The 22,343-nt window shown below is 33.6% G+C and carries 12 protein-coding genes; 6 read left to right on the forward strand and 6 right to left on the reverse strand.

The genetic code is table 11. The features are described 5' to 3' along the window. Window positions 1-82: 82 nt before the first annotated feature. The gene (bshC, locus tag LUU93_RS04955; protein ID WP_232678917.1) at window positions 83-1,672 is read right to left on the reverse strand and encodes a bacillithiol biosynthesis cysteine-adding enzyme BshC; all 1,590 of its coding nucleotides are present in this window, start codon (window positions 1,670-1,672) and stop codon (window positions 83-85) included. Between the two features lie 270 nt (window positions 1,673-1,942). Here bshC and LUU93_RS04960 point away from each other — a divergent pair, with 270 nt between their 5' ends. Further along, on the forward strand, window positions 1,943-3,220 hold the full coding sequence (locus tag LUU93_RS04960; RefSeq protein ID WP_232678919.1) for an MFS transporter: 1,278 nt from the start codon (window positions 1,943-1,945) through the stop codon (window positions 3,218-3,220). A gap of 74 nt (window positions 3,221-3,294) precedes the next feature. Here LUU93_RS04960 and LUU93_RS04965 read toward each other — a convergent pair whose 3' ends face one another. Further along, entirely contained in the window at window positions 3,295-10,356 is a 7,062-nt protein-coding gene (locus tag LUU93_RS04965; protein WP_232678921.1) for a T9SS type B sorting domain-containing protein, read from the reverse strand. A gap of 360 nt (window positions 10,357-10,716) precedes the next feature. Between LUU93_RS04965 and LUU93_RS04970 the strand changes: the two genes are divergently transcribed. Next, window positions 10,717-12,915: a B12-binding domain-containing radical SAM protein gene (locus LUU93_RS04970; RefSeq protein ID WP_232678923.1), complete on the forward strand. Its 2,199-nt coding sequence runs from the start codon at window positions 10,717-10,719 to the stop codon at window positions 12,913-12,915. Window position 12,916: 1 nt separating this feature from the next. Here LUU93_RS04970 and LUU93_RS04975 read toward each other — a convergent pair whose 3' ends face one another. The 3 genes from LUU93_RS04975 to LUU93_RS04985 all read right to left on the reverse strand — a co-directional run bounded on the left by LUU93_RS04975 (window position 12,917) and on the right by LUU93_RS04985 (window position 15,738). Continuing rightward, entirely contained in the window at window positions 12,917-13,681 is a 765-nt protein-coding gene (locus LUU93_RS04975) for an MBL fold metallo-hydrolase (RefSeq protein ID WP_232678925.1), read from the reverse strand. 108 nt (window positions 13,682-13,789) lie between these two features. Further along, a complete protein-coding gene (locus tag LUU93_RS04980; protein ID WP_232678928.1) occupies window positions 13,790-14,476 on the reverse strand; it encodes a response regulator transcription factor in 687 nt (228 codons plus the stop codon). Further along, the gene (locus LUU93_RS04985; RefSeq protein ID WP_232678930.1) at window positions 14,473-15,738 is read right to left on the reverse strand and encodes a sensor histidine kinase; all 1,266 of its coding nucleotides are present in this window, start codon (window positions 15,736-15,738) and stop codon (window positions 14,473-14,475) included. Before LUU93_RS04985 ends, LUU93_RS04980 begins: the two co-directional genes overlap by 4 nt. Before the next feature lie 164 nt (window positions 15,739-15,902). Between LUU93_RS04985 and LUU93_RS04990 the strand changes: the two genes are divergently transcribed. Further along, complete coding sequence (locus LUU93_RS04990; RefSeq protein ID WP_232678932.1) at window positions 15,903-16,316, forward strand: DUF1573 domain-containing protein; 414 nt, start codon at window positions 15,903-15,905, stop codon at window positions 16,314-16,316. Between the two features lie 56 nt (window positions 16,317-16,372). Here the strand turns inward: LUU93_RS04990 and LUU93_RS04995 are convergent, their stop codons facing one another. Next, window positions 16,373-16,870 (reverse strand): C40 family peptidase, encoded by a 498-nt coding sequence (locus tag LUU93_RS04995; protein WP_232678933.1) that lies wholly within the window; start codon window positions 16,868-16,870, stop codon window positions 16,373-16,375. A gap of 252 nt (window positions 16,871-17,122) precedes the next feature. On the opposite strand from LUU93_RS04995, the gene LUU93_RS05000 reads away from it, so the two are divergent. From LUU93_RS05000 to bglX, 3 genes are all read left to right on the forward strand, one after another. Continuing rightward, window positions 17,123-18,214: an SGNH/GDSL hydrolase family protein gene (locus LUU93_RS05000; RefSeq protein ID WP_232678935.1), complete on the forward strand. Its 1,092-nt coding sequence runs from the start codon at window positions 17,123-17,125 to the stop codon at window positions 18,212-18,214. Beyond that, complete coding sequence (locus tag LUU93_RS05005; RefSeq protein WP_232678938.1) at window positions 18,204-19,583, forward strand: sialate O-acetylesterase; 1,380 nt, start codon at window positions 18,204-18,206, stop codon at window positions 19,581-19,583. The genes LUU93_RS05000 and LUU93_RS05005 overlap by 11 nt, the downstream gene beginning before the upstream one ends. A 170-nt stretch (window positions 19,584-19,753) precedes the next feature. Further along, window positions 19,754-22,051: a beta-glucosidase BglX gene (gene bglX / locus LUU93_RS05010; RefSeq protein ID WP_232678940.1), complete on the forward strand. Its 2,298-nt coding sequence runs from the start codon at window positions 19,754-19,756 to the stop codon at window positions 22,049-22,051. The last annotated feature ends 292 nt before the right edge of the window (window positions 22,052-22,343 follow it).

Raw genomic sequence — 22,343 nt, forward strand, 5'->3', positions numbered from 1 at the left:
TTACGCAAATTTTCACTAATTTATATTCTTTGAATAAAAAAATAATTCGTGGTAATTCGTGTAATTTGTGGCAGACTATTTTTTATATTGTTATGATGTTAAAATTCATTTCTAAAGGCTTCAGTTTTTGCAGTAAAAGCGGTACTAATTGCTCACCTTTTTCCAGATAAAATTCAGAGAAATTGCTCTGGCGCTCTTGTAAACTATTATTTGGGAATAGTTCGCATTGCAAATCTGTTACACGCTGCAATTGATCGCTTAGTTTTCTTTTTTGTGCTTTTAATAAACGTTTTTCTAAATTTTCTAAACCTTTTGTCTGTTTCGTTTCCTGTGCTTTTACAGCCCCGGAAAAAGATTTATCAGTTTGATTGGCTAATTCATAAAGATATTGAAATTGGTTTTTCAATATTTCTTTTTGAGGTGTTAAATCAATTGGAAATGCAGAAATTTTGTGTGTAATAGTATTTATTAAATTTTCTTGTTTGGTAAAAAGATCCTTCCAGCTTAAGTTTAATTGATCTGCTTTTTTTTCTTGTTTTTCGGTTGCCAGAAGAACAGAGTTACGAACTAAAAGCATTGGAAAAGTAATTTTTACAATATCAAAAAAGGATTTTAATTCCAGCCAATAAGCAATTTCTCCGCCTCCGCCTATGTAGCATAGATTCGGGAGAATAATTTCCTGATAAAGCGGACGCATAATAACATTGGGACTGAATTTTTGAGGATGATTTTCTAATTCAGAAAGAATTTGTTCTTTAGAAAATGAGATTTTTGTGTTGTTTACGAAGTACTTGTTTTCCTCAAAAATGATTCTTTCGCGCAGATTATCTTCAATATAAAATAAATTAATCTCACGTGGATTTACCTGAACGGTATACTCTTTCAATTGTTCAATAGTTTCCTGAACTGCTTTGTATGAAGTTTGTTTTTCTAATTCTTCTTTTGCATACGGAATAAAAGTACGTTTTAAATCGGCATCATCAGCATCTATAATCACTAAACCATGATTAGCAAATAAGCTGTCGGCTAAAAAGCGTGTTGCATCGGCCAGATTATCATGTTTTAAATAAGCATTTTCAAAAAGCTTTTTTAAAGTATTGGCATTTGTGCTTGAGCCTAATTCTAATGAATAAATTTCAAAGAATTCATCTAAACCTTCAGTTGAAAGCCGTCCAACAGGACCGTTACTTTCTTTATTCCATCTGAATTTTTTTCCTTTAAAATTAAAATAGTTTATTTCTTCAAAATCATGATCTTCTGTCGCCATCCAATAAATTGGAACAAAATTGTACGATGGATATTTCGATTTTAATTCCTTAGTAAGATTTATGGTCGAAATGATTTTATATAAGAAATACAAGGGACCGCTAAATAAATTTAACTGATGCCCGGTTGTTATCGTAAAGGTGTTTTTGAGTGCTAAAAGCTCAATGTTTTGCTTGGTTGAATCAGAAATTTCAATATTTTGATATTGCTTTTTTAAAGCTGTAATCAAAGGAATTCGGTTATTGTTATCAAAGTTGTCTGCTTTTTCAGCAATTTGCTTTTCGAAGTTTTCTAATGTTGGGAAATTGTTGTACAGCGGTTTCAATTCTGATTTCTGATCTAAATAATCTTGTATCAATTTAGAAAAATATCCTGAAGTTTGATAGCTGACACAGTCGGTTGGCATAATTGTAAATTTATTTTTGACAGCTGTAAATTTAATGAAAATATGCAGTTAAATACGGTTTTAACTATTGCTTAAGATTGATTTTTATTTTTTGTTTTAAAGCTCCTATAATCAGCTTTTTAAATTTGATTAAAATGGAGGGTGTTAAAAATATAAAAAGCATCAAATTTGTTAAAAACAAAGAAGAGTTCTAAAACTAATTGTTTTAAATGTGTAATATTAATAACGAAACTATATTTTTGTAACCAAAAAAAGATATATCTATTTTACATGGAAACTAACCCGAAAAAAAAGAACTCATTAAAACATGTTCTTTTTGGAAGCCTTATTGGCACCACAATTGAATTTTTTGATTTTTATATTTATGCCAATGCTGCAGTATTGGTTTTTCCGCAATTATTTTTTCCGAGTTCAGATTCGACAATGGCTACTCTGGAATCTTTAGCAACTTTTTCAATCGCCTTTTTATCTCGCCCGTTAGGTTCTGCTTTTTTTGGACATTACGGGGATAAAATTGGGCGTAAATTCACATTGGTTGCCGCTTTATTAACAATGGGTATTTCAACCGTTACAATAGGATTTTTGCCAAGTTATGCGAGTATTGGTGTTGCAGCTCCCTTATTATTGATGCTTTGCCGTTTTGGGCAGGGCGTAGGTTTAGGAGGAGAATGGGGAGGAGCGGTTTTATTGGCTATAGAAAATGCACCGTCGCATAAACGTGCCTGGTACGGGATGTTTCCGCAATTAGGAGCTCCAATAGGATTGCTGCTTTCTGGCGGGACTTTTCTATTGTTAACCGATTCTATGAGTAATGAAGATTTTATGGATTATGGCTGGAGAATTCCGTTTATTGCCAGTTCATTATTGGTTGTAGTTGGGTTTTATATTCGAACAAAAATTACTGAAACTCCATCTTTCGAAAATTCTAAAAAAGAACATGAAGAAGTTAAAGTTCCTTTTTTAACACTTGTGAAATCGTATAAAAATCAATTGATTTTTGGAACCTTTGCAGCCATTACAACATTTTTAGTTTTTTACTTAATGACTGTTTTTACATTAAGCTGGGCTACTTCAGATTTAGGAATTGTAAAAAGAGACGGATTATTAATACAGTTGTTTTCTGTGTTGTTTTTTGCCATTTTTATTCCGGTTTCAGCAGTAGTTGCAGATAAAATAGGCCGTCGTAAAATGCTTATTATAGCTACTGCGGCTATTGCCGTTTTCGGGTTTTTCTTTTCTTATTTTTTAAGTTCTGGAAATATTGCTTTAGTTACCGCTTTTGCCTGCATTGGAATGGCTTTAATGGGATTTACTTATGGTCCTTTGGGAACTTTCTTGTCTGAGTTGTTTCCAACAAATGTTCGTTATTCGGGGGCATCACTAACGTTTAATCTAGCAGGAATTCTGGGTGCAGCTTTTGCGCCTATGATAGCTATTTGGTTAGCCAAAACTTATGATGTAAGTTATGTTGGTTTATACTTAACGATTGCAGCATTTATTTCTTTAGTTTCATTTTTGGTAATTAGCAAGGAGGAACATAAATTTTAAATAATAGAATTTCTAAATTTCTTGAAATAAAAAAAGGCGTAGGTTTTATATAACTTTCGCCTTTTTTATTTGAATTATCTTTTTAAACTAAAATGTCCCCTAAATTCTGTTCCGTTTAATCTTGTAACAGTAAACCAATAATCTGATGCGGGTTCTTGATTCCCTAAATACATTCCATCCCATGAAGCGCCTGAGGCTAATTCTTTTATTAATTTTCCGTAACGGTCAAATATTCTAATTCCTGTATTTGGAGCTAAATAAGCTGAATCAATTGTCCAGTGATCATTAAAGTTGTCATTATTTGGTGTAAAGAACTTTGGAAATGGAAGCTCATCAACAAAATTAATACAATCGCCAATTGTTGCCTCAAGAATAGTTATGGAAACTGGAATTCTGTCACTTTCGCAATTATTTATGCTTTGCGAAGCGTAATAAATAACTCCATTTTCAAGAGGTGCAGATTCTGATAATGTCATGTTTGAAGAGCTGCTTTCGTACCATTTTATATTTTGTCCGGTGATTTCGATATCTCTAATAGAAGCATTTTTTTGAATACAAAATAACTGCGGTGAATCAGCAATTGGATTTTGAGTGTCCTGAATTCTTACACTAACAGCAAGTCTTTGACTTTCACAGTTATTTAAAGTCTGCGATGCGTAATAGGTGTTGCTTTGTAATAAATCTGTTCCATTTAAAATATTTCCACCCACAACTGCATCGTACCATTTTATGTTTGTTCCAGTAATCACAAGATTTTCGATAGTTGCAATTTCATCAATACAAAATTGCTGATTACTGCTTCCTGTTGGTAAAGGAGTATCATAAATACGAACTAAAATCGGAATTCTGTCGCCTTCACATCCAATGGTTTGTGAAGCATAATATGTCCTGTTATCTTCCAATAAAGTTGTAATTGGTAAATTTGCAGCCGAGAAATTGGTGTCGTACCATTTTATATTCTGCCCAGAAATTTGAATATTACTTAAATTTGCATTTTCATTTTTACAGAAAGATTGATTTCCGTTTGCAGTTGGAATAGAAGGTGTATTGACAATCGAAACTGTTATTCCTAATCTTAGACCTTCACAATTATTTTCTGTTTGTGAAGCATAGTAAGTTTGACCATTTACAAGATTTGTGTTTTCTGCTAATAAAGTTCCGTTACTCACTGCATCATACCATTTTATTGATGTTCCTGTAATTTGAATATCAGCAATTGTTGCATTTTGTGCTGAACAAAAGGATTGATTTGTATTTCCTGTTGGAGGATAAGTAACCTGAATATTAATTGTAACCGGAACTCTTTCACTTTCACATCCGTTTATGGTTTGTGAAGCATAATATGTTGCTTTATCCTGAGCTACAGTTGTAGGTGATACAAGTGTTCCTGCTGTTAGGTTACTATACCATTTTATATTTTGTCCGGTAATTTGAATGTCATTTAAAGTTGCATTTACCTGAACACAGAAAGTTTGAGGGCTCGTTATAGTAGGCTTTTGGGTAAAATTTGTAAAAGGAGTTATGGTAACTGTGGAAGCATTTGAAACACAGCCTTTATTATTCTTTACCTTAATAAAATAAGTAGCAGGGTCAAGATTTGATTTCGTTGCAACTGTAGTCCAGCTAACACCATCATCGAAACTATATTCTGATGCAGCATTGGTAATTGTAATAGAGCCTTTAGGATTATTGCAATCGGGCTGTATAGTTGTAAATATAGGATTGCTCGGATAATCTGTTGGAGGAATAATGATTGCAGATATTGAAGCAGATTCGCAGCCACTGCTATTTTTAACGCGAACCATATAGGTTCCAGCTAGTAAATTTCCTGAATTTGGATTGGCTGAATAACTTTTGCCATTGTCAAAACTATATTGATCTGCTGTACTTGTAATTAAAATTGAACCAAAAGGATTACTGCAAGTAATAGGCTGCGTAATATTTAAAGTTGGAATTGAAGGAGCATTTGGTGCTGTTTTGATGATTGCTTTATATACAGCAGATGCGCAGCCATTTGTGTATTTTATTCGGATAGAATAATTTCCAGGAGGTAAACTACTTGTATTATTGGTATTCCAGGTAATGCCATCATCAAAACTATATAGATTCGCAACTGTAGAAACCATAATGCTGCCTGTAGACGAATTACAACCAGTTGGGTCTGTGACTACAACTTGTGGCGCTTCAGGAATTATAGGTGCAGCTTGTATAGTGACAGGTACAGCAAGAGAAATACAACCCGAATTATATTTAATCATTAAATTATAGGTTCCTGCTGATAGATTAGATTTTGTATTAGATGTTCCAAACGTAATTCCGTTATCAAAACTATAAAAATCGGCAGCAGTATTAATTGAAATTGATCCTGTAAAATCGGTGCAAGTGGGTTGAGTTGCTGTAAAAGCAGGAGCTGAAAGCGGTGATAATGGCGATATCGTGACTGGAGCAGCATCTGAAACACAACCTGTTGAATTTTTAATTTTTATAAAATATGTACCTGGAGAAAGATCTGTTTTTGTATTAGAAAAAACGTAGGTTAATCCATTGTCATAGCTGTAAGTTGCTGCATTTGTTGTAATAGTAATAGAACCTTTTGATGAGCCGCAGCTTGGCTGAGTAGTAGTAAAATTTGGAGCCGCAATTGTAGTACCAGAGCTCAAATTGACAACAGTTGTTGATGATTCGCAGCTATAAGAATCTGTTTTGATTTTAATAATATAGGTACCAGCCCCAACATTTATTTTCGTTGGGCTTGTTGTCCAGCTGTTTCCATCATTGAAACTATAACTTATAGCTGATGTTGTTATGGTGATGCTGCCATCAGTGGCGCCACAGGAAGAAGGTTGAACTATCTTAACAGTAGGTGCGGCAGGAATTGCGGGAGGAGTATATATATAGGCATAACTACCAGAAGAAGTACAGCCTAAAGTGTTTTTTATTAATACATTGTATGAGCCGCTAGCTAAATTTTTCTTTACAGGATTTGTAGTCCAAGTTATTCCTCCATCAAAACTATATTGGTCTGCAGTAGAATTTACTATTATAGTTCCAGCTGGAGTACCACAAGTAGGTTGAATAACATTTACATTTGGCGAAGGTAGATAATAAGTGTTTATGTACACATATTGTGAATTTGACATACAACCCGCAGCATTTTTGATAAGAACGTTATAAGATGAACTTGCAGGATTTAATAAAATTGGATTTGCAGTCCAAGTGCTGCCGCCATCAAAACTATAACTGTCCGCAGGAGTTGTAACGGTAATGCTTCCTCCATTTCCACAGCTGGGCTGTACTACTTTTATGTTTGGATTAGGAAGATAGTAAGGAGTAATGAATATTGATAAACCATAAGATTTACAACCGGCAGCGTTTTTTATCATGATGCTGTAATAACCGGAAGTAAGCCCTGAAAGAACTGGGTTAGTTGTCCAAGTATTACCATTGTCAAAGCTGTAAGAACTTGCAACAGTTGCAATAGTAATGCTTCCATTGACACCACATGTTGGCTGGATTAATGTAAAATCGGGATTAGGTAAATAATATTCTTGCAGGTTAGTGTATGTACTGTAAAAGGAAGATGTGCACCCAGAAGCATTTTTTACTACTAAATAATAAGTGTTTGGGCTTAGATTAGTAAATACAGGATTGGTACTCCAGGTTCTGCCTCCATCGATACTGTATTGTGCTTCAGTTGAAGTAAAGGTTATACTTCCTCCAACCCCGCAAGTAGGTTGTGTTGCTTTAAAAGTAGGAGCTGGGAGATAAAAATCTTCCAGCCATACCGAGTTGTAGCTAGAGACACAACCTTGAGCATTCTTAATCATTGGATAATAATATCCTGAAGCGAGATTCGAAAAAACAGGATTTGTTACCCAATTATTTCCATCTATACTATAAGAACTTGCGGTAGTAGTAATGGTAATACTGCCTTTTGTTCCACATCCTGGCTGAACAATAGTTGCTTTGGGCGGTGCTAACTTAAAAGAATCCATATAAATGGAAATGTATTTGGATATACAATTACCTTTTTTTATCGTTAAATTGTAATATCCTTCACCTAAATTATTAAAAACATTACTTTTATTCCAAGTTGTACCATAATCAATACTGTAATAATCTGCAGTAGTGTTGAATGTAATATTTCCAATATTTCCGCAACTTGGATAGGTAACTGTATAGTCCGGATCAGGAAGATTTGCGCTATTAATTAAAACATTTACAGAGTTAGAAACACATCCTAAATTGTTTTTTACAGCAATGCTGTAATATACGTAAGAAGTAAGATTTGATAAAGTAGGAGAAGTCCCCCAAGTATAGCCTCCATCAAAACTATAGAAACTAGCAGTTGTATTTATTGTAATACTGCCAGAGGATGTACAAGTTGGTTGAACTACAGTATAATCAGGTATGTCTATATATGGATTACTTAAATAAATAGAGTTTGGATAAGAGGTACAGCCAAGCTTATTTTTTGTAAGTATGGTATAAATACCAGGAGGTAATGACTTAGAATTTAGAGTTGTCCAAGTTACACCATTGTCAAAACTATAAAAATCAGATAGTGAGTTGACAGTGATTTTTCCATTTGTACCGCAAGTTGGCTGTTCCGTGCTAATAACTGGCTGACTCAAGTAAGGTTGATTTAAAGAAACATAACTTGTACCACTTATACATCCAGCACTGTTTTTAATTTTTATTTGATAATTTCCAAAAGGAAGGGTTTTAACATTATTAGTAGTCCAAGTTGCACCATTATCAAAACTATAAGAATCTGCAACTGTAGTTATAGTAATGCTGCCATCTGTGCCACACACAGGCTGTTCAGTTGTATATTCAGGATATGAATTTGTAAAATCAGTTAAATAAGCGTAAGTATAGTAGGAAGTACAGCCTAAAGCATTTTTGATTCCTAAAGAATAGCTTCCTGCATCTAAATTACTCATTTTGTTATTTGTAACCCATGTAGTTCCTCCATCAAAAGTGTAAAAATCTGAAAGAGTATGGATCGTAATACTTCCTTTTACAGTACAAGCGGGTAATTCGATTGTATAAGTTGGAGTTTCCAGCGTATTACTACTAATAAGTACATTGTTTGCCGACGAAATACAACCTTGTAAATCTTTGGTACGAATTTTATAATTTGCCGGTAAAAGATTATTAGCAGTAGGGTTAGTTACCCAGGTTACACCATCATCAAAGCTATAATATGCAGCTGGAGTTATAATGGTAATACTGCCGGTATCTCCGCAAAATAAAGGATTAGTATAATTGTAATTTGGATACAAAGTAGAAGCAGCTGTAATAGTTACACTTTGAGAATAGGAAGTACATCCATTTACGGTCTTTATTTTTACTAAATAGGTTCCAGGATATAAATTGTTCTTTATGCTGCTTGTCTGCCAAGTAGCGCCATCATCAAAACTATATTGAGATGCTGGCGAAGTTACTTTTATTGTTCCTGTGGTAGAAAAACAAGAAGGCTGCATAATCTGCAAAATAGGAGAGACAGCAGTTTGGCTTGGTTCGATAGTGACACTTGCAGTGCTGGCGCATCCGAAAGAATCTGTGACAGTAACAGAATAATTTCCTAAGGAAGTTACCGTAATACTTTGTGTGGTTCCTCCTGTACTCCATAAATACGAAGATCCTGGAGAAGAAGTTAATACTGTGCTTCCAGAACACACATTTAGGATACCTGTAATATTTGCTGTGGGGTTTCTCACCTCTAAATCGGCAGAAATTATTTTGTAGCAAGCTGCATCTCTGTTTACTCTAACAAAAATAGAAGCACTTGAACTTGGATAACTTGTAAAATTGGCGATAGCATTCAAGTTGGACTCTGCTTCTTTGTAATTTTTGAAATAGCTAAAATTTAAACCCGTCGTAGAAGGAACAATTAAAGAGTTTAATGTAGATAAATTAAAATTTTCAGTTCCGTCACGGTTAGCATCACATTGGGATATTTTGGCAGTTGTTACATTAATAGTACAACTTGAAGAGCAATTCAAAAAAGAAATATCCCAGCCAGGATTTGCGTCAGGATCTGCAGCAGAATCAAATGTGGTTCCTGAGCATGAAGTTCCAGAAATGTTATAATCTATTTGTACGCCTACATTATAATTAGCATTTGTAATATTTGGAAAATCACTGTTTTTTAATGTAAAACAGAATTTTTTATTTGTTGTATCTAAGCTTGAAGTAGTTGATGTACTATAAATAGACACATTGTTGCTATTGTAAACATTTAAAGTGATTTTTTTTACTGATGCAGAAATTCCTCCAGAATTAGGAATAGTATAATTACCACAAACTGAGATTGGTAAAGTTGGACAAACTTTATTTAAAGGATTAAGTTCTATAGAACCTTGCAAATTTTCTGCGGAATGTAAGATACAAAAATCATCAACATACATATATCCAAAATGCCCGCCCAATCCACATCTTGAAGCCATAAATTCAACGGTAAATTCTTCATTATTTGGAATTGATGAAATATCCAATATTCCTGATTGCCAATTGGTAGTATATAAAGTAACGAAATCAGAATATTGACTTGGAACCTTGCTGAAAATGCAATTTTTTTCATCTCCTACTAAACAAAATTCACTGACAACTTTCTTATTTTTATCCAAAATCCGAGCTTTTACAAAAGCTTGATTATCCGTATGACTATTGTCGTATACACTTTGTATTACTGCTTTGTAGTTAAATTTTAGATAATTTTCATTATTTGTTTTAAACCTCTTGCCCTGAACAATAGAACCATAGGTAGAAGAGTTCTCATAATTAATTTTAAGAGCATATTGATCAAATGCTTTAATATCTCCCATATATGGATCAACCAAACTGGCAGAAACAGTAGTTGCCATAATATCCATATTATTAGGATTATAGCGATTGATATAGGAATCGGCAGTATTGCTAATCGATTGGCATTGTGTTGGACCAGGAGGATCGCCTATTGTGCAAAGAAAATTTTTAAGATAACTGTTGCCATTTATAGTTTCATATTGTTCAAAACCTCCATTAGTACACATTTCTACTCCTTGAAGAGTAGCTGCTGTTTTTGAAGTCAAATTTCCATCTTTTGAATTCAAAATTACTTTTTTTAAATCCAGGACTTCTGCTTTCATCCTTTCCTCCCTAATTTTCAAAAATTGTTTTTGTTCTTCTAAATTTTGAATTAAATGGCCATGTCTATCTTCTAATAAAAATTTATTAGACGAATTCGGATTAATTTCTTGCGCAAAGACACAAGAACATTTGATAAAAACAGTAAAAAAGAGTAAAATTCTAAGCTTCATTTAGTGAAATTTGGTGAGCAAATATAGCCAAAAAACTATGCCGTAAATATGAATAAAGAAATGTTTTATAAGTTTTATATCAATAATAAAAACTTAAAAGATTTGATGACGTTAGTAAAATAATTAGGATTAATTTCTTTTGTCAAATAATTCTAAATATCCCGTATTTTTGCATAAAAATAAATCCTTTTGAAAACGAAACTTTTTGTAATTACACCGCCATTTACCCAACTGAATACACCGTATCCAGCAACTGCGTATATAAAAGGTTTTCTGAACACAAAAAATATTGAATCGGTTCAGGCAGATTTGGGGATTGATGTGATTTTAGAATTGTTTTCAAAAAAAGGATTAATCAATTTATTCCAATCTATTAACCAACAACCAACAACCGACAACTGCAAAAGAATTTTTGCTTTACAGGATGAATATATCAAAACGATCGATCCCGTAATTCAGTTTTTGCAGGGAAAAAATCCAACATTGGCATTGCAGATTTGTCAGGAAGATTTTTTGCCGGAAGCTTCTCGTTTTGCGCAGTTAGAAGAACTCGATTGGGCCTTTGGAACAATGGGAACTCAGGACAAAGCAAAACATTTAGCAACTTTATATCTCGAAGATATTTCGGATTTTATTGTAGAATGTATCGATGAAAATTTTGGCTTTAGCCGATATGCCGAACGTTTAGGGCGAAGCGCCAATTCTTTTGATGAATTGTACGAAGCACTGCAGCAAGAACCCACTTATATCGATTCGATTTTAATTTCGATTTTAAAAGAAAAAATTGAAGCTGTAAAACCAACATTATTTTTAATTTCTGTTCCCTTTCCTGGAAATTTATACAGCGCATTTCGATCTGCTCAATGGGTGAAACAAAATCATCCCGAAATTAAAATTTCAATGGGAGGCGGTTTCCCAAATACTGAATTACGTTCACTTTCGGATAAACGAGTTTTTGAATTTTTTGATTTTATTACTTTGGATGATGGTGAAGTTCCGATTGAAGAACTTGTTGAAAATATGTCATCCCGAGCGGAGTCGAGGGATGAGAAGTATTATAAAAGAACTTTTTTATTAGAAAATGGAGAAGTTGTCTACAAAAACAATTCCCTAAAACACGATTACAAACAAGCTTACGTAGGAACACCGGATTATTCAGATCTTCCTTTGGATAAATACATTTCGGTAATCGAAATTGTAAATCCGATGCATAGAATGTGGAGCGATGGTCGCTGGAATAAACTCACAATGGCGCACGGCTGTTATTGGGGAAAATGCACTTTCTGCGATATTTCTCTTGATTATATTAAAGTTTACGAACCTGTTGCAGCAAGTTTACTTTGCGACCGAATGGAAGAATTGATTCTTCAAACAGGTCAAAACGGTTTTCATTTTGTAGATGAAGCTGCACCGCCTGCTTTAATGCGTGCTTTGGCACTCGAAATTTTAAAACGAAAATTAGCTGTAACCTGGTGGACCAACATTCGATTTGAAAAGAGCTTTTCTAAAGATTTATGTTTATTGCTAAAAGCTTCCGGCTGTATTGCAGTTTCAGGAGGTTTAGAAGTTGCTTCGGATCGATTATTGAAATTAATTGACAAAGGTGTAACGGTAGAACAAGTTGCAAAAGTAACCCGCAATTTTACCGAGGCAGGAATAATGGTCCACGCGTATTTAATGTACGGATATCCTACGCAAACTATTCAGGAAACGATTGACAGTCTTGAAATGGTTCGTCAGTTGTTTGAAGCCGGAGTTTTGCAATCAGGATTTTGGCATCAGTTTGCATTGACGGCTCATAGTCCGGTTGGATTATATCCAGAGCAATTTGGCGTAACTAAAAAAACAGAATTAATTGGAACTTTTGCCAATAACGATATTGAATATACAGATTCAACAGGAATCAATCACGATAAATTCAGCTTCGGATTAAAAAAATCACTTTTCAATTTCATGCATGGAATTTGTTTTGATTACGAACTGCAAGATTGGTTTGATTTCAAGATTCCGAAAACAAAAATTCATCCTGATTTTATTTTTAATGCACTCGAAGAACAAAACGATTTCAATACAAAACCAAATGCAAAAGTAGTCTGGCTTGGTGGAAAACCTTCGGCAGAAATCTTCACAAAATCAAAAAAAGGCAGAAGCTGGGAAATGATGTCTCTGACTTTTCATGATAAAAAAGAAAGTTTTACTATTCAAACTAGTAAAGAAGAAGGTGAGTGGTTGATTGAGATTCTGGGCAAAATATCAATTTTGAATACTAAAAATTATACATTTCAGGAAGTTAAAAATGATTTCGAAACTTCATTAGAAGATTTTGAATTATTTTGGTATTCAAAACCAATTAATACTTTACGCGAATTCGGATTATTAGTTTTGTAACTTAATAATCTACACTAGTTCCGTCACTTGGGATAGCAACTTTAGACAAAAGATTATTTTCAGTCAGTGCTTTTCTTAATTCTTCGCGAGTTGTTGGGCAGTGATTTAAAGCTTCAAGATGATTGGCAAAAACTTTTCCGGGTGCAAGAGTGGTAAACTTCAAAATATCATTGATTCGCATTAACAAAGGCTGTCCAATATCTAATCTGGCAGTTCCGCAGGCAACTGTTGCAATATCTGGTTTAAGTTCAATTAATGCTTTTTGAACATCATCTGTAAAAATAGTATCAGAACTTATATAAATTGATTTTTCGTTTGGAAGTTCGATGTAAAAACCCATTACATTTCCCATTAATCTGGCAATAAATCCGTAACCATGAAGAGCGGGAATTCCAATGATTTTTCCACCTAAAAAAGGCTGAGGTTCCCAATAATTTAAAGTCTGTACAATATTAAGTCCTCTTTGCTGCAAAACTTTTTCATCTTTTACGCTGCAGATTACAGGAACGCTTTTTCGTCTCAAAAATACTTCCCCGGCTTTATCTATATGATCCGGGTGTAAATGCGTAATTAAACAATGCGTGACATTACTCAAAATTTCCCTGCTGTTTTTAGGCAGGGCCACAAGTGGGTTTCTTTTGGGTTTATAACGAAAAATGGTGAATGGTGCGATCGTTTTTCTTTTTCCTAACATCGGATCGACAAGAATAACATGCTCTTCTGTCTCAATTACCAATGTGGCATTTCGCAAATGATGTATTTTCATATCTGGGAAAATTAGAACTTAAAAATACAAAGATTTTTCAAAATCTATTTACAGATTTTTCTTTATTTTTAACAGAATTGTTATTATTTGCAAGAATACACGTTACAATTATGCTATAGAAAATCTAAAACCAATTCCGTGCAGGTTTTCAATGGAAATACCTTTTTCGTTTGATAAAATTTTACGCAGACGCGAAATAAAAACATCAAGACTTCTTCCCATAAAATAATCATCAGTTCCCCAGAGTGCAGTTAAAATCTGCTCTCTTTTTAAAACTAAATTCTTATTGTCAAGAAACAATTTTAGCAATTCGGCTTCACGCTGTGTAAGACCGACCTTTTCTTCATCGTTAAAAAGAATGAAATTTTTAGTGTCAAATTGATATTTTCCAATTTCGTAAACCGATTTTTCGACTTTATTGTTTTTCTGGGAGCGTTTCAGAAAAACTTCAATTTTTAATATTAATTCTTCAATGCTGAAAGGCTTTACCAAATAATCATCGGCACCAAGGCGAAGCCCTTTTATACGGTCTTCTTTTAAAGTTTTAGCCGAAAGAAAAATAATGGGAACATCAGTATCAATTTTTCTAACTTCTTCAGCCAATTCAAAACCATCCATTTTTGGCATCATAATATCAAAAATACAAATGTCAAAATCTTCATTTTTAAAAGTTTCCAAACCAGATTTTCCATTCGTACAATGAATCACTTCATAATTATTCTGCTCCAGATTATCTTTGGTCAAAAACGCCAGCGTTTCATCATCTTCGGTATAAAGTATCTTGAAATTTTTCATTTTTTATAAGGAATTGACAAAGTTATAGTAACCCCGTTTTCAGTATTATTTTCAGCTTTTATTTTCCAGTTCTGTAAATTACAAATTTCTTTTACATAATATAAACCAAGTCCAAAACCATTCACTTCATTACTCTTTTCGTTTTGTATGCGGTAAAATTTATCAAATATATAAGATAATTTTTTAGTAGAAATACCAATTCCGTTATCTATAAACTCTAATTTTAGAATTGAATTTTCTTCAATAATTCTAATCGTAATTTCTGGCTTTTTATTGCAGTATTTTACTGCATTATCTAAAAGATTATAAACCAGATTGGCAAAATGAAAAACATCTGTGTCTAATAGATATTCTTTTGAAGGACTTTCAATTTTAATAACCGTTTCGGGATATTTTAACTGAATATTTTCAATCGCTTCTTCAATAATCGGAACAATTAAAACCGGTTCTTTTTTTAATTCTAAAGGTGTATGATCTGATTTTGCAATATTTAAAATCTTCTCAACATGATGATTCAGTTTATTACTTTGATTAATAATAATCTCCGTATAAGTATGGAGTTTTTTATCGTCTTTAATCGGATTTTGTTCGCTTAAATATTTCGAAGCAATTAAAATGGATGACAAAGGCGTTTTAAATTCATGCGTCATATTATTGATAAAATCACGCTGTAATTCAGAATATTTTTTTTGCTGTAAAAGCGTAAAAATCGAATAAACATAAATCAACAAAATCAAAATCAACATAATCGAAAGCACAAACCAAAAGCGCATCGAACTAAATAAATAAGTCGTTTCGTTAGGAAAACGAACCGCAAAATAATAAACTAGATTTTTATGCTTGGGGAAATAAACGGTCTTTTTGCATTCAGATTTTTTTTTCGACAAAGAAATGTAATCGCCGTAAATCATCTCATCACTCTGACAATTGTACATCGCATATTCAAAATCCGTCGTAATATTCATTTTTTTGAATTCTGTTTTTAGATAAAATTCTAAAATATCAGGTTCAAACTCATTATCAACATTTACGATATAATAATCATTTGAAATTTTCTGCACAGGACTTTGTGCCGGCAGTTCGTGGCTGGTTCCTTCATACAGTTTTTTAGCAACTTCAAGAAGAGCAATATGGGCTTTTTGACTCAGCTTTTTCTGCTCTATCGTAAAAGCTTCTTTTGTCCAAAGCAATTGCGCCACCAAAATACTGATAATGGCGACCAAACCCAGGACTATAATACTATTGAGTTTATTAATTTTCAAGAAAACAGACTTTTGAGAGTGTAATATTAATCAAAAATATAGTTAAAAACAGCGATTAACAAGTCATTAACAAACATTTGAAACCGGTTAACAGCGATTCTTTTTTGTCTGAATTACCTTTGTAATATAAAATTTGAACTATAAACCATATAATATATTCAACTATGAAAATCATTAAAATTTCTATGCTGGTTTTGGCTTTAAGCCTAATGTCATTTTCGGCAATTGCTCCGGTAAAATCATTAGTTTCTGAAACAAAAGTTACTGCAGCTGAATCGACAATTGTTTGGAAAGCTGAAACAATCGATGTTGGACAAATTCCGCAGGGAACTCCAAAAGTCATTGTTTATGAATTTAAAAACACAGGAAAAACGGCCGTTGTAATTACACAAGTTCAGGGATCATGCGGCTGTACAGCTACAGACTATACAAAAGAACCAATTTTGCCTGGTAAGTCTGCAAAAGTTACAGCAACTTACAACGCAGCAAACAAAGGTGCTTTTACAAAAACGGTTACTGTAACGACAAGCGCTGAAACTGCTCCAAAAATACTTACGTTAAAAGGAACGGTTATTTAAAATAAAGGTTAGTTATAAAGTGGAAGCTCCAAATATGTAATGTATTTGGAGTTTTTTTATTTAGAAATTACATCGATACATTTATAAAAACGTTTCGTATAATGTTCTGTATTGAGTTCAGTAATAGTAACCTGCTGTGCTTTTCCAGATGATGCATGAATAAACTTAGACTGCATTCCATTGGCTTCGCAAATTATTCCGAGATGTCCAATAACCGTTTTGTCTTTATATCCGTAAAAAACCAAAACATCACCAACTTTAAAATCTTCAGGTTTTAGCGGTGTTCCCAGATTTTTATAACTGCTCGAACTTCTGGGAAGTGTCATACCGAAATTACTAAAAACATAACTTACAAAGCCAGAACAATCAAACCCTTTTTGCGGATCACTGCTTGCATATAAATAAGGAGTTCCTAAATATTTTTTTGCAAAAACGATTATAGAATCACGATCAATTGTTGATTGTTCTTTTTGAATTTGAATTTTGTCTTTCTTTTTTATAGTGAAAGATGAAACTAAAATCGAAATTAATAATATTGAAATGTAATTCTTCATTTTAAAATTAATATTTAGCTAAACTGTTTTAATAACCCATTTTATTCAAAGAAAAAAAACTTTGAACCTCTGTTTCTTTTGAGTTTCTAAACCTCAAAAAAATAATTGCTAAAGATACTTCGTAAGAATTTAATTTCAAATTGCAAACGTTCTTTTGGTATTTTTATATTGCTTTTTGATATTTTAGTATCTTTCTGTGTAATGTATTTCAAATATATTTGTGAATCGTATTTATATTTTAACAAATAAATTATGTTTCTAAAAAAAAATGCACTTTTAATTCTGTTTTTGCTGATTTCAATTATTTCGACATCTCAAAATCAGAATACTTTTCTTTATGCAGGACGAGTTGACAAACTTCAGAACGGTCAGGTTATTTTAATCGGAACTGCTTCTTCGGTTTCATTTAACTTTACGGGAAAAGAATGTTCAATTTCACTTCAAAGTGTCGATTCGTATGAACACCATAATTATGTTCAACTGGTTTTAGACGGAAAATATATTGGGAAAATTAAAATTGAAAAAGGAGCAGTTCAATCATTTCCAATAAAAGTGAGTTCAAACAAAAAACAGCATCATTTAGAAATTTATAAAAATACCGAAGCGCAAAGCGGTAATATTTTGTTTGCCGGAACAACAGCCAAACTGACTTCAATTTCCTCTAAAAAGAAAAAGAAAATTGAATTTATAGGCGATTCGATTACTTGTGGTGCGGCGAGTGATCCATCAGATATTCCGTGTGATAAAGGCGAATATATGGATCATCATAACGGTTATTATGCTTACGGCCCTAGACTTTCGAGAGCAATTGGTGTTGATTATTTAATGAGCTGTGTTTCAGGAATTGGAATTTACAGAAACTGGAACGACGAAAACAAAGACGAAGCCATAATGCCGGATATTTATCAAAATTTATATTTAACCAAAGATCAATCAAAACCAAAATATGATTTTGCTTTTCAGCCAGATATTATAAGTATTGCTTTAGGAACAAATGATTTTTCTGGCGGAGACGGAAAAAAAGAACGTCTGCCTTTTAATCCGGAAAAATATGTTTCGAATTATATCAGCTTTATAAAAATGCTTTATGAGCATAATCCGAAGGTACAGATTGTGATTACAAATAGTCCGATGGTAGGTGGAGAAAGAGCCATTGTTTTTGAAGATTGTCTGAATAAAGTAAAAAAAGCTTTTGCAGAAGATAAGCAGCACAAACCAATTCAGATTTTCAAATTTAAGCCAATGACACCTAAAGGATGTACAGGACATCCAGATGTTGCAGATCATAAAGTTTTGGCAGATGAATATGGACCATTTTTAAAAAAGCTGTTAAATGAGAAATAATATACTTAAGCTTGTTTTCTTTTTTATGATTTCTAATATCATAACAGCAAATGTTACGCTTCCGAATATTTTTGGAGATAATATGGTTTTACAGCGCAATTCTGAAGTGAAAATCTGGGGCTGGGCAAATCCGAAAGAAGAAATAAAATTAATTTCGAGCTGGAACAATCAGGAATATAAAGTTCTAACAAGTAATCAGGCAAAATGGGAACTTGTAATTAAAACTCCAGAAGCTGGCGGACCTTATACGATTTCTATAAAAGGGTATAATGAAGTTGTTTTAAAAAATATTTTAATTGGCGAAGTCTGGATTTGTTCCGGGCAATCCAACATGGAAATGTCGGCAAGCTGGGGAATTGATAATGGCGATGAGGAAGTAAAAAATGCCGCAAATCCTAATATTCGATTTTTTACAGTTTCTAAATCTACAGCAGCAAGTCTACAGAATAATGTATTGGGAAATTGGGTTGAATCGACTCCTGAAACCATGAAGTATTTCAGCGCCGTTGGTTACTTTTTTGCTAAACGCTTACGCGAAGATTTAAAAAATGTTCCCATTGGATTAATTTCATCTAACTGGGGCGGAACTCCGGCTGAAATCTGGATGCCGGAAGAAGCTGTTCAAAACGATCCGGTTTTACTGGAAAATGCTAAAAAACTAAATGAGCAGGAATATGGCCCGCACCAGCCCGGCCGTGCTTACAATGCTATGATTGCTCCAATTGTTGGATTTAAAATTGCAGGAACAATTTGGTATCAGGGAGAATCAAATGTTGGTTCTCTGGTTTACGATAAAACGCTTTCAGCTTTAATTACTTCATGGCGAAAAAACTGGAATGACGAATTTCCTTTCTATTTCGTTCAGATTGCGCCTTATAAAACAGGAACAAATAATTTCTCAAATGTTACGGTTAGAAATTCTCAAAGAAAAATTCTGAAAGAAGTTCCAAAAACAGGAATGGTTTTAACTTCTGATATTTCAGACACGATTGATATTCATCCAAAAAATAAAAAATCAGTTGGAATTCGTTTGGCAAATTTGGCTTTGGCTGAAGTTTATAAAACCAATTCAAATTTGGTAAACGGTCCGTTTTTCAAAGAAATAAAAATCGATAAAAACAAAGTGACAGTTTCTTTTGATTATGCTGACGGATTGTATTTTAAAGATAAAAAATCAAATCAGTTTGAAGTCGCCGGAGCCGACGGAGTTTTTGTTCCTGCCGAAGCTTCAATAAAAAATAATCAAGTGGTTTTGACAAGTAAAAAAATACCAAACCCAGCCAAAGTGAGATTTGCCTGGGGAAATACAATGCAGTCAGATTTGTTTAATAAAGCCAATTTACCTGCTTCTTGTTTTACTACAGAGTGATTTGATTTTAGATTTTTTGCCCACAGATTTTACTGATTGAAGGGATTAACACTGATTTTTTGTTTGCTTTTGTCAGGCTGAGCGAAGTCGAAGCCTCGCAAAGATTAGAAAAAACTTAGAACCTTAGCATCTTAATCCCTCAGAATCTTAAAAAACTAACTAAACCACATATGAAAAATAAAAAAATAATAATTATTGGGATTTTGTCCCTGTTTACTGTTGGAAATATGAATGCACAAAAAAAGCCGTATCTGGATAAAAATAAAACTATTGAGCAAAGAATTGATTTGCTTTTGCCTTTGATGACTTTGGAGGAGAAAGTGGGGCAGATGAACCAGTACAATGGTTTTTGGGATGTTACGGGACCGGCTCCAAAAGGCGGAACGGCTGAATTAAAATACGAACATTTAAGAAAAGGATTAGTTGGATCAATGCTTACGGTGCGCGGCGTAAAAGAAGTTCGTGCTGTACAGAAAATTGCGGTTGAAGAAACACGTTTGGGAATTCCGCTTATTATTGGTTTTGATGTAATTCATGGTTATAAAACGTTAAGTCCAATTCCGTTGGCAGAAGCAGCGAGCTGGGATTTAGAAGCGATTAAGAAATCGGCGGCCATTGCAGCAGATGAAGCTTCGGCATCTGGAATTAACTGGACATTTGGTCCAAATGTAGATGTTGCGAATGATGCACGCTGGGGACGTGTGATGGAAGGTGCGGGAGAAGACCCGTATTTGGGAAGTAAAATTGCAATTGCGAGAGTAAAAGGTTTTCAAGGTGAAACGATTGCTGATCTTCAAAAAGTAAATACAATTGCGGCTTGTGCAAAACACTTTGCGGCCTACGGTTATGTTGAAGCAGGTTTAGAATATAATATTGTGGATATCAGTAATTCTAAATTGTATAATTCAGTTTTACCTCCTTTTGAAGCTACTGTTCAAGCCGGAGTTCGTACGTTTATGAATTCGTTTAATACTTTAAACGGCGTTCCGGCAACCGGAAATGCGTTTTTGCAAAGAGATATTTTAAAAGGAAAATGGAAGTTTGACGGATTTGTAATTTCAGATTATGCTTCGATTCGTGAAATGATTGCACACGGTTACGCAAAAGATGAAGCCGATGCAACTGCTAAGGCCGTAATTGCGGGCTCTGATATGGATATGGAATCGTATTTGTATGTAGCGAAATTAGTTGATTTGATTAAACAGGGAAAAGTAAAAGAATCTTTGATTGATGATGCCGTTCGCAGAATTCTTCGTGTAAAATTTGAATTAGGTTTGTTTGATGATCCGTACAGATATTGTGATGAAAAACGTGAAAAAGAAGTTGTTGGAAGTAAAGCTAACAACGAAGGCGTTTTAGATATGGCTAAGAAATCTATTGTTTTATTGAAAAATGATAAAAATTTACTTCCGCTAAAAAAATCAGGACAAAAAATTGCTTTGATTGGTGCTTTGGCAAACGATAAAAACAGCCCGCTTGGCAGTTGGAGAATTGCTGCAGATGATAATACGGCTGTTTCGGTTTTAGAAGGAATGCAGCAATACAAAGACAATCAATTGGTTTTTGAAAAAGGAGCCGATTTATTGAAACAAAAAGCAACTTTCTTAACCGAAACGGTTTTCAATACCACTGACAAAAGCGGATTTGAAGCTGCAAAAACAGCCGCAAAAAATGCCGATGTTGTCGTAATGGTTTTAGGAGAATATGGTTTTCAGAGCGGTGAAGGAAGAAGTAGAACGGATCTTAATCTGCCAGGATTGCAGCAAGAATTATTAGAAGAAATTTACAAAGTGAATCCAAATGTGGTTTTGGTTTTAAATAATGGACGTCCGTTGAGTATTCCGTGGGCTGCAGAAAATGTTCCGGCAATTGTTGAGGCCTGGCATTTAGGAACTCAGACAGGAAATGCGGTTGCGCAGGTTTTATATGGAGATTATAATCCGAGTGGAAAACTGCCAATGTCCTTTCCAAGAAATGTGGGTCAGGTGCCAATTTATTACAACAAATACAGCACAGGAAGACCAACAGACAGTGATAAAAATGTTTTCTGGTCGCATTATATGGATGTAGAGAAAACACCTCAATTTCCGTTTGGTTTTGGATTAAGCTATACCAAATTTGATTATAAAAACCTGAAGTTAAATAAACCTTCTTTCGCAAAAGGAGAAAATGTGCAAGTAAGCGTCGAAGTAACAAACTCAGGAAATTATGACGGAAAAGAAGTAGTTCAGTTATATATTCATGATGAATTTGCAAGTATCATCCGTCCGATTAAGGAATTAAAAGGCTTTGAATTGGTAAATCTGAAAAAAGGAGAAACTAAAACCGTAACTTTTACTTTAACTAATAAGGAACTTGGTTTTTATGATAACGAAGGAAATTATTTAGTAGAACCTGGAACTTTTAAAATTATGGTTGGAGGAAGTTCTGATAAAGGTTTACAAGATGGTTTTGATATAAAGGAATAGACGTTTTTGCCGCAAAGACGCTAAGGCGCAAGTTTTTTTAATCTCGCGAGTCGCAGAGCCGCAAAGTTTTTTTTAAATTTAAGATTAATAGCGTCCAGCTTTAGCTGGATGAAAAATATTAACGCAATCAAAAGGGCTTTAGCCAAACCTACAAAGTTTGGCTAAAGCCCTTTGTAACTTCCAAACTTATTCCCCCAGCTAAAGCTAGGGGCTATTCAAAAAAACTCTGCGGCTGTGCGACTTTGCTAGATTAAAAAAATACAACTTTTGAATTAATAGCTTTTGATATTTT

The organism is Flavobacterium soyae (genome assembly GCF_021245985.1).
GTDB classification, from domain to species: domain Bacteria; phylum Bacteroidota; class Bacteroidia; order Flavobacteriales; family Flavobacteriaceae; genus Flavobacterium; species Flavobacterium soyae.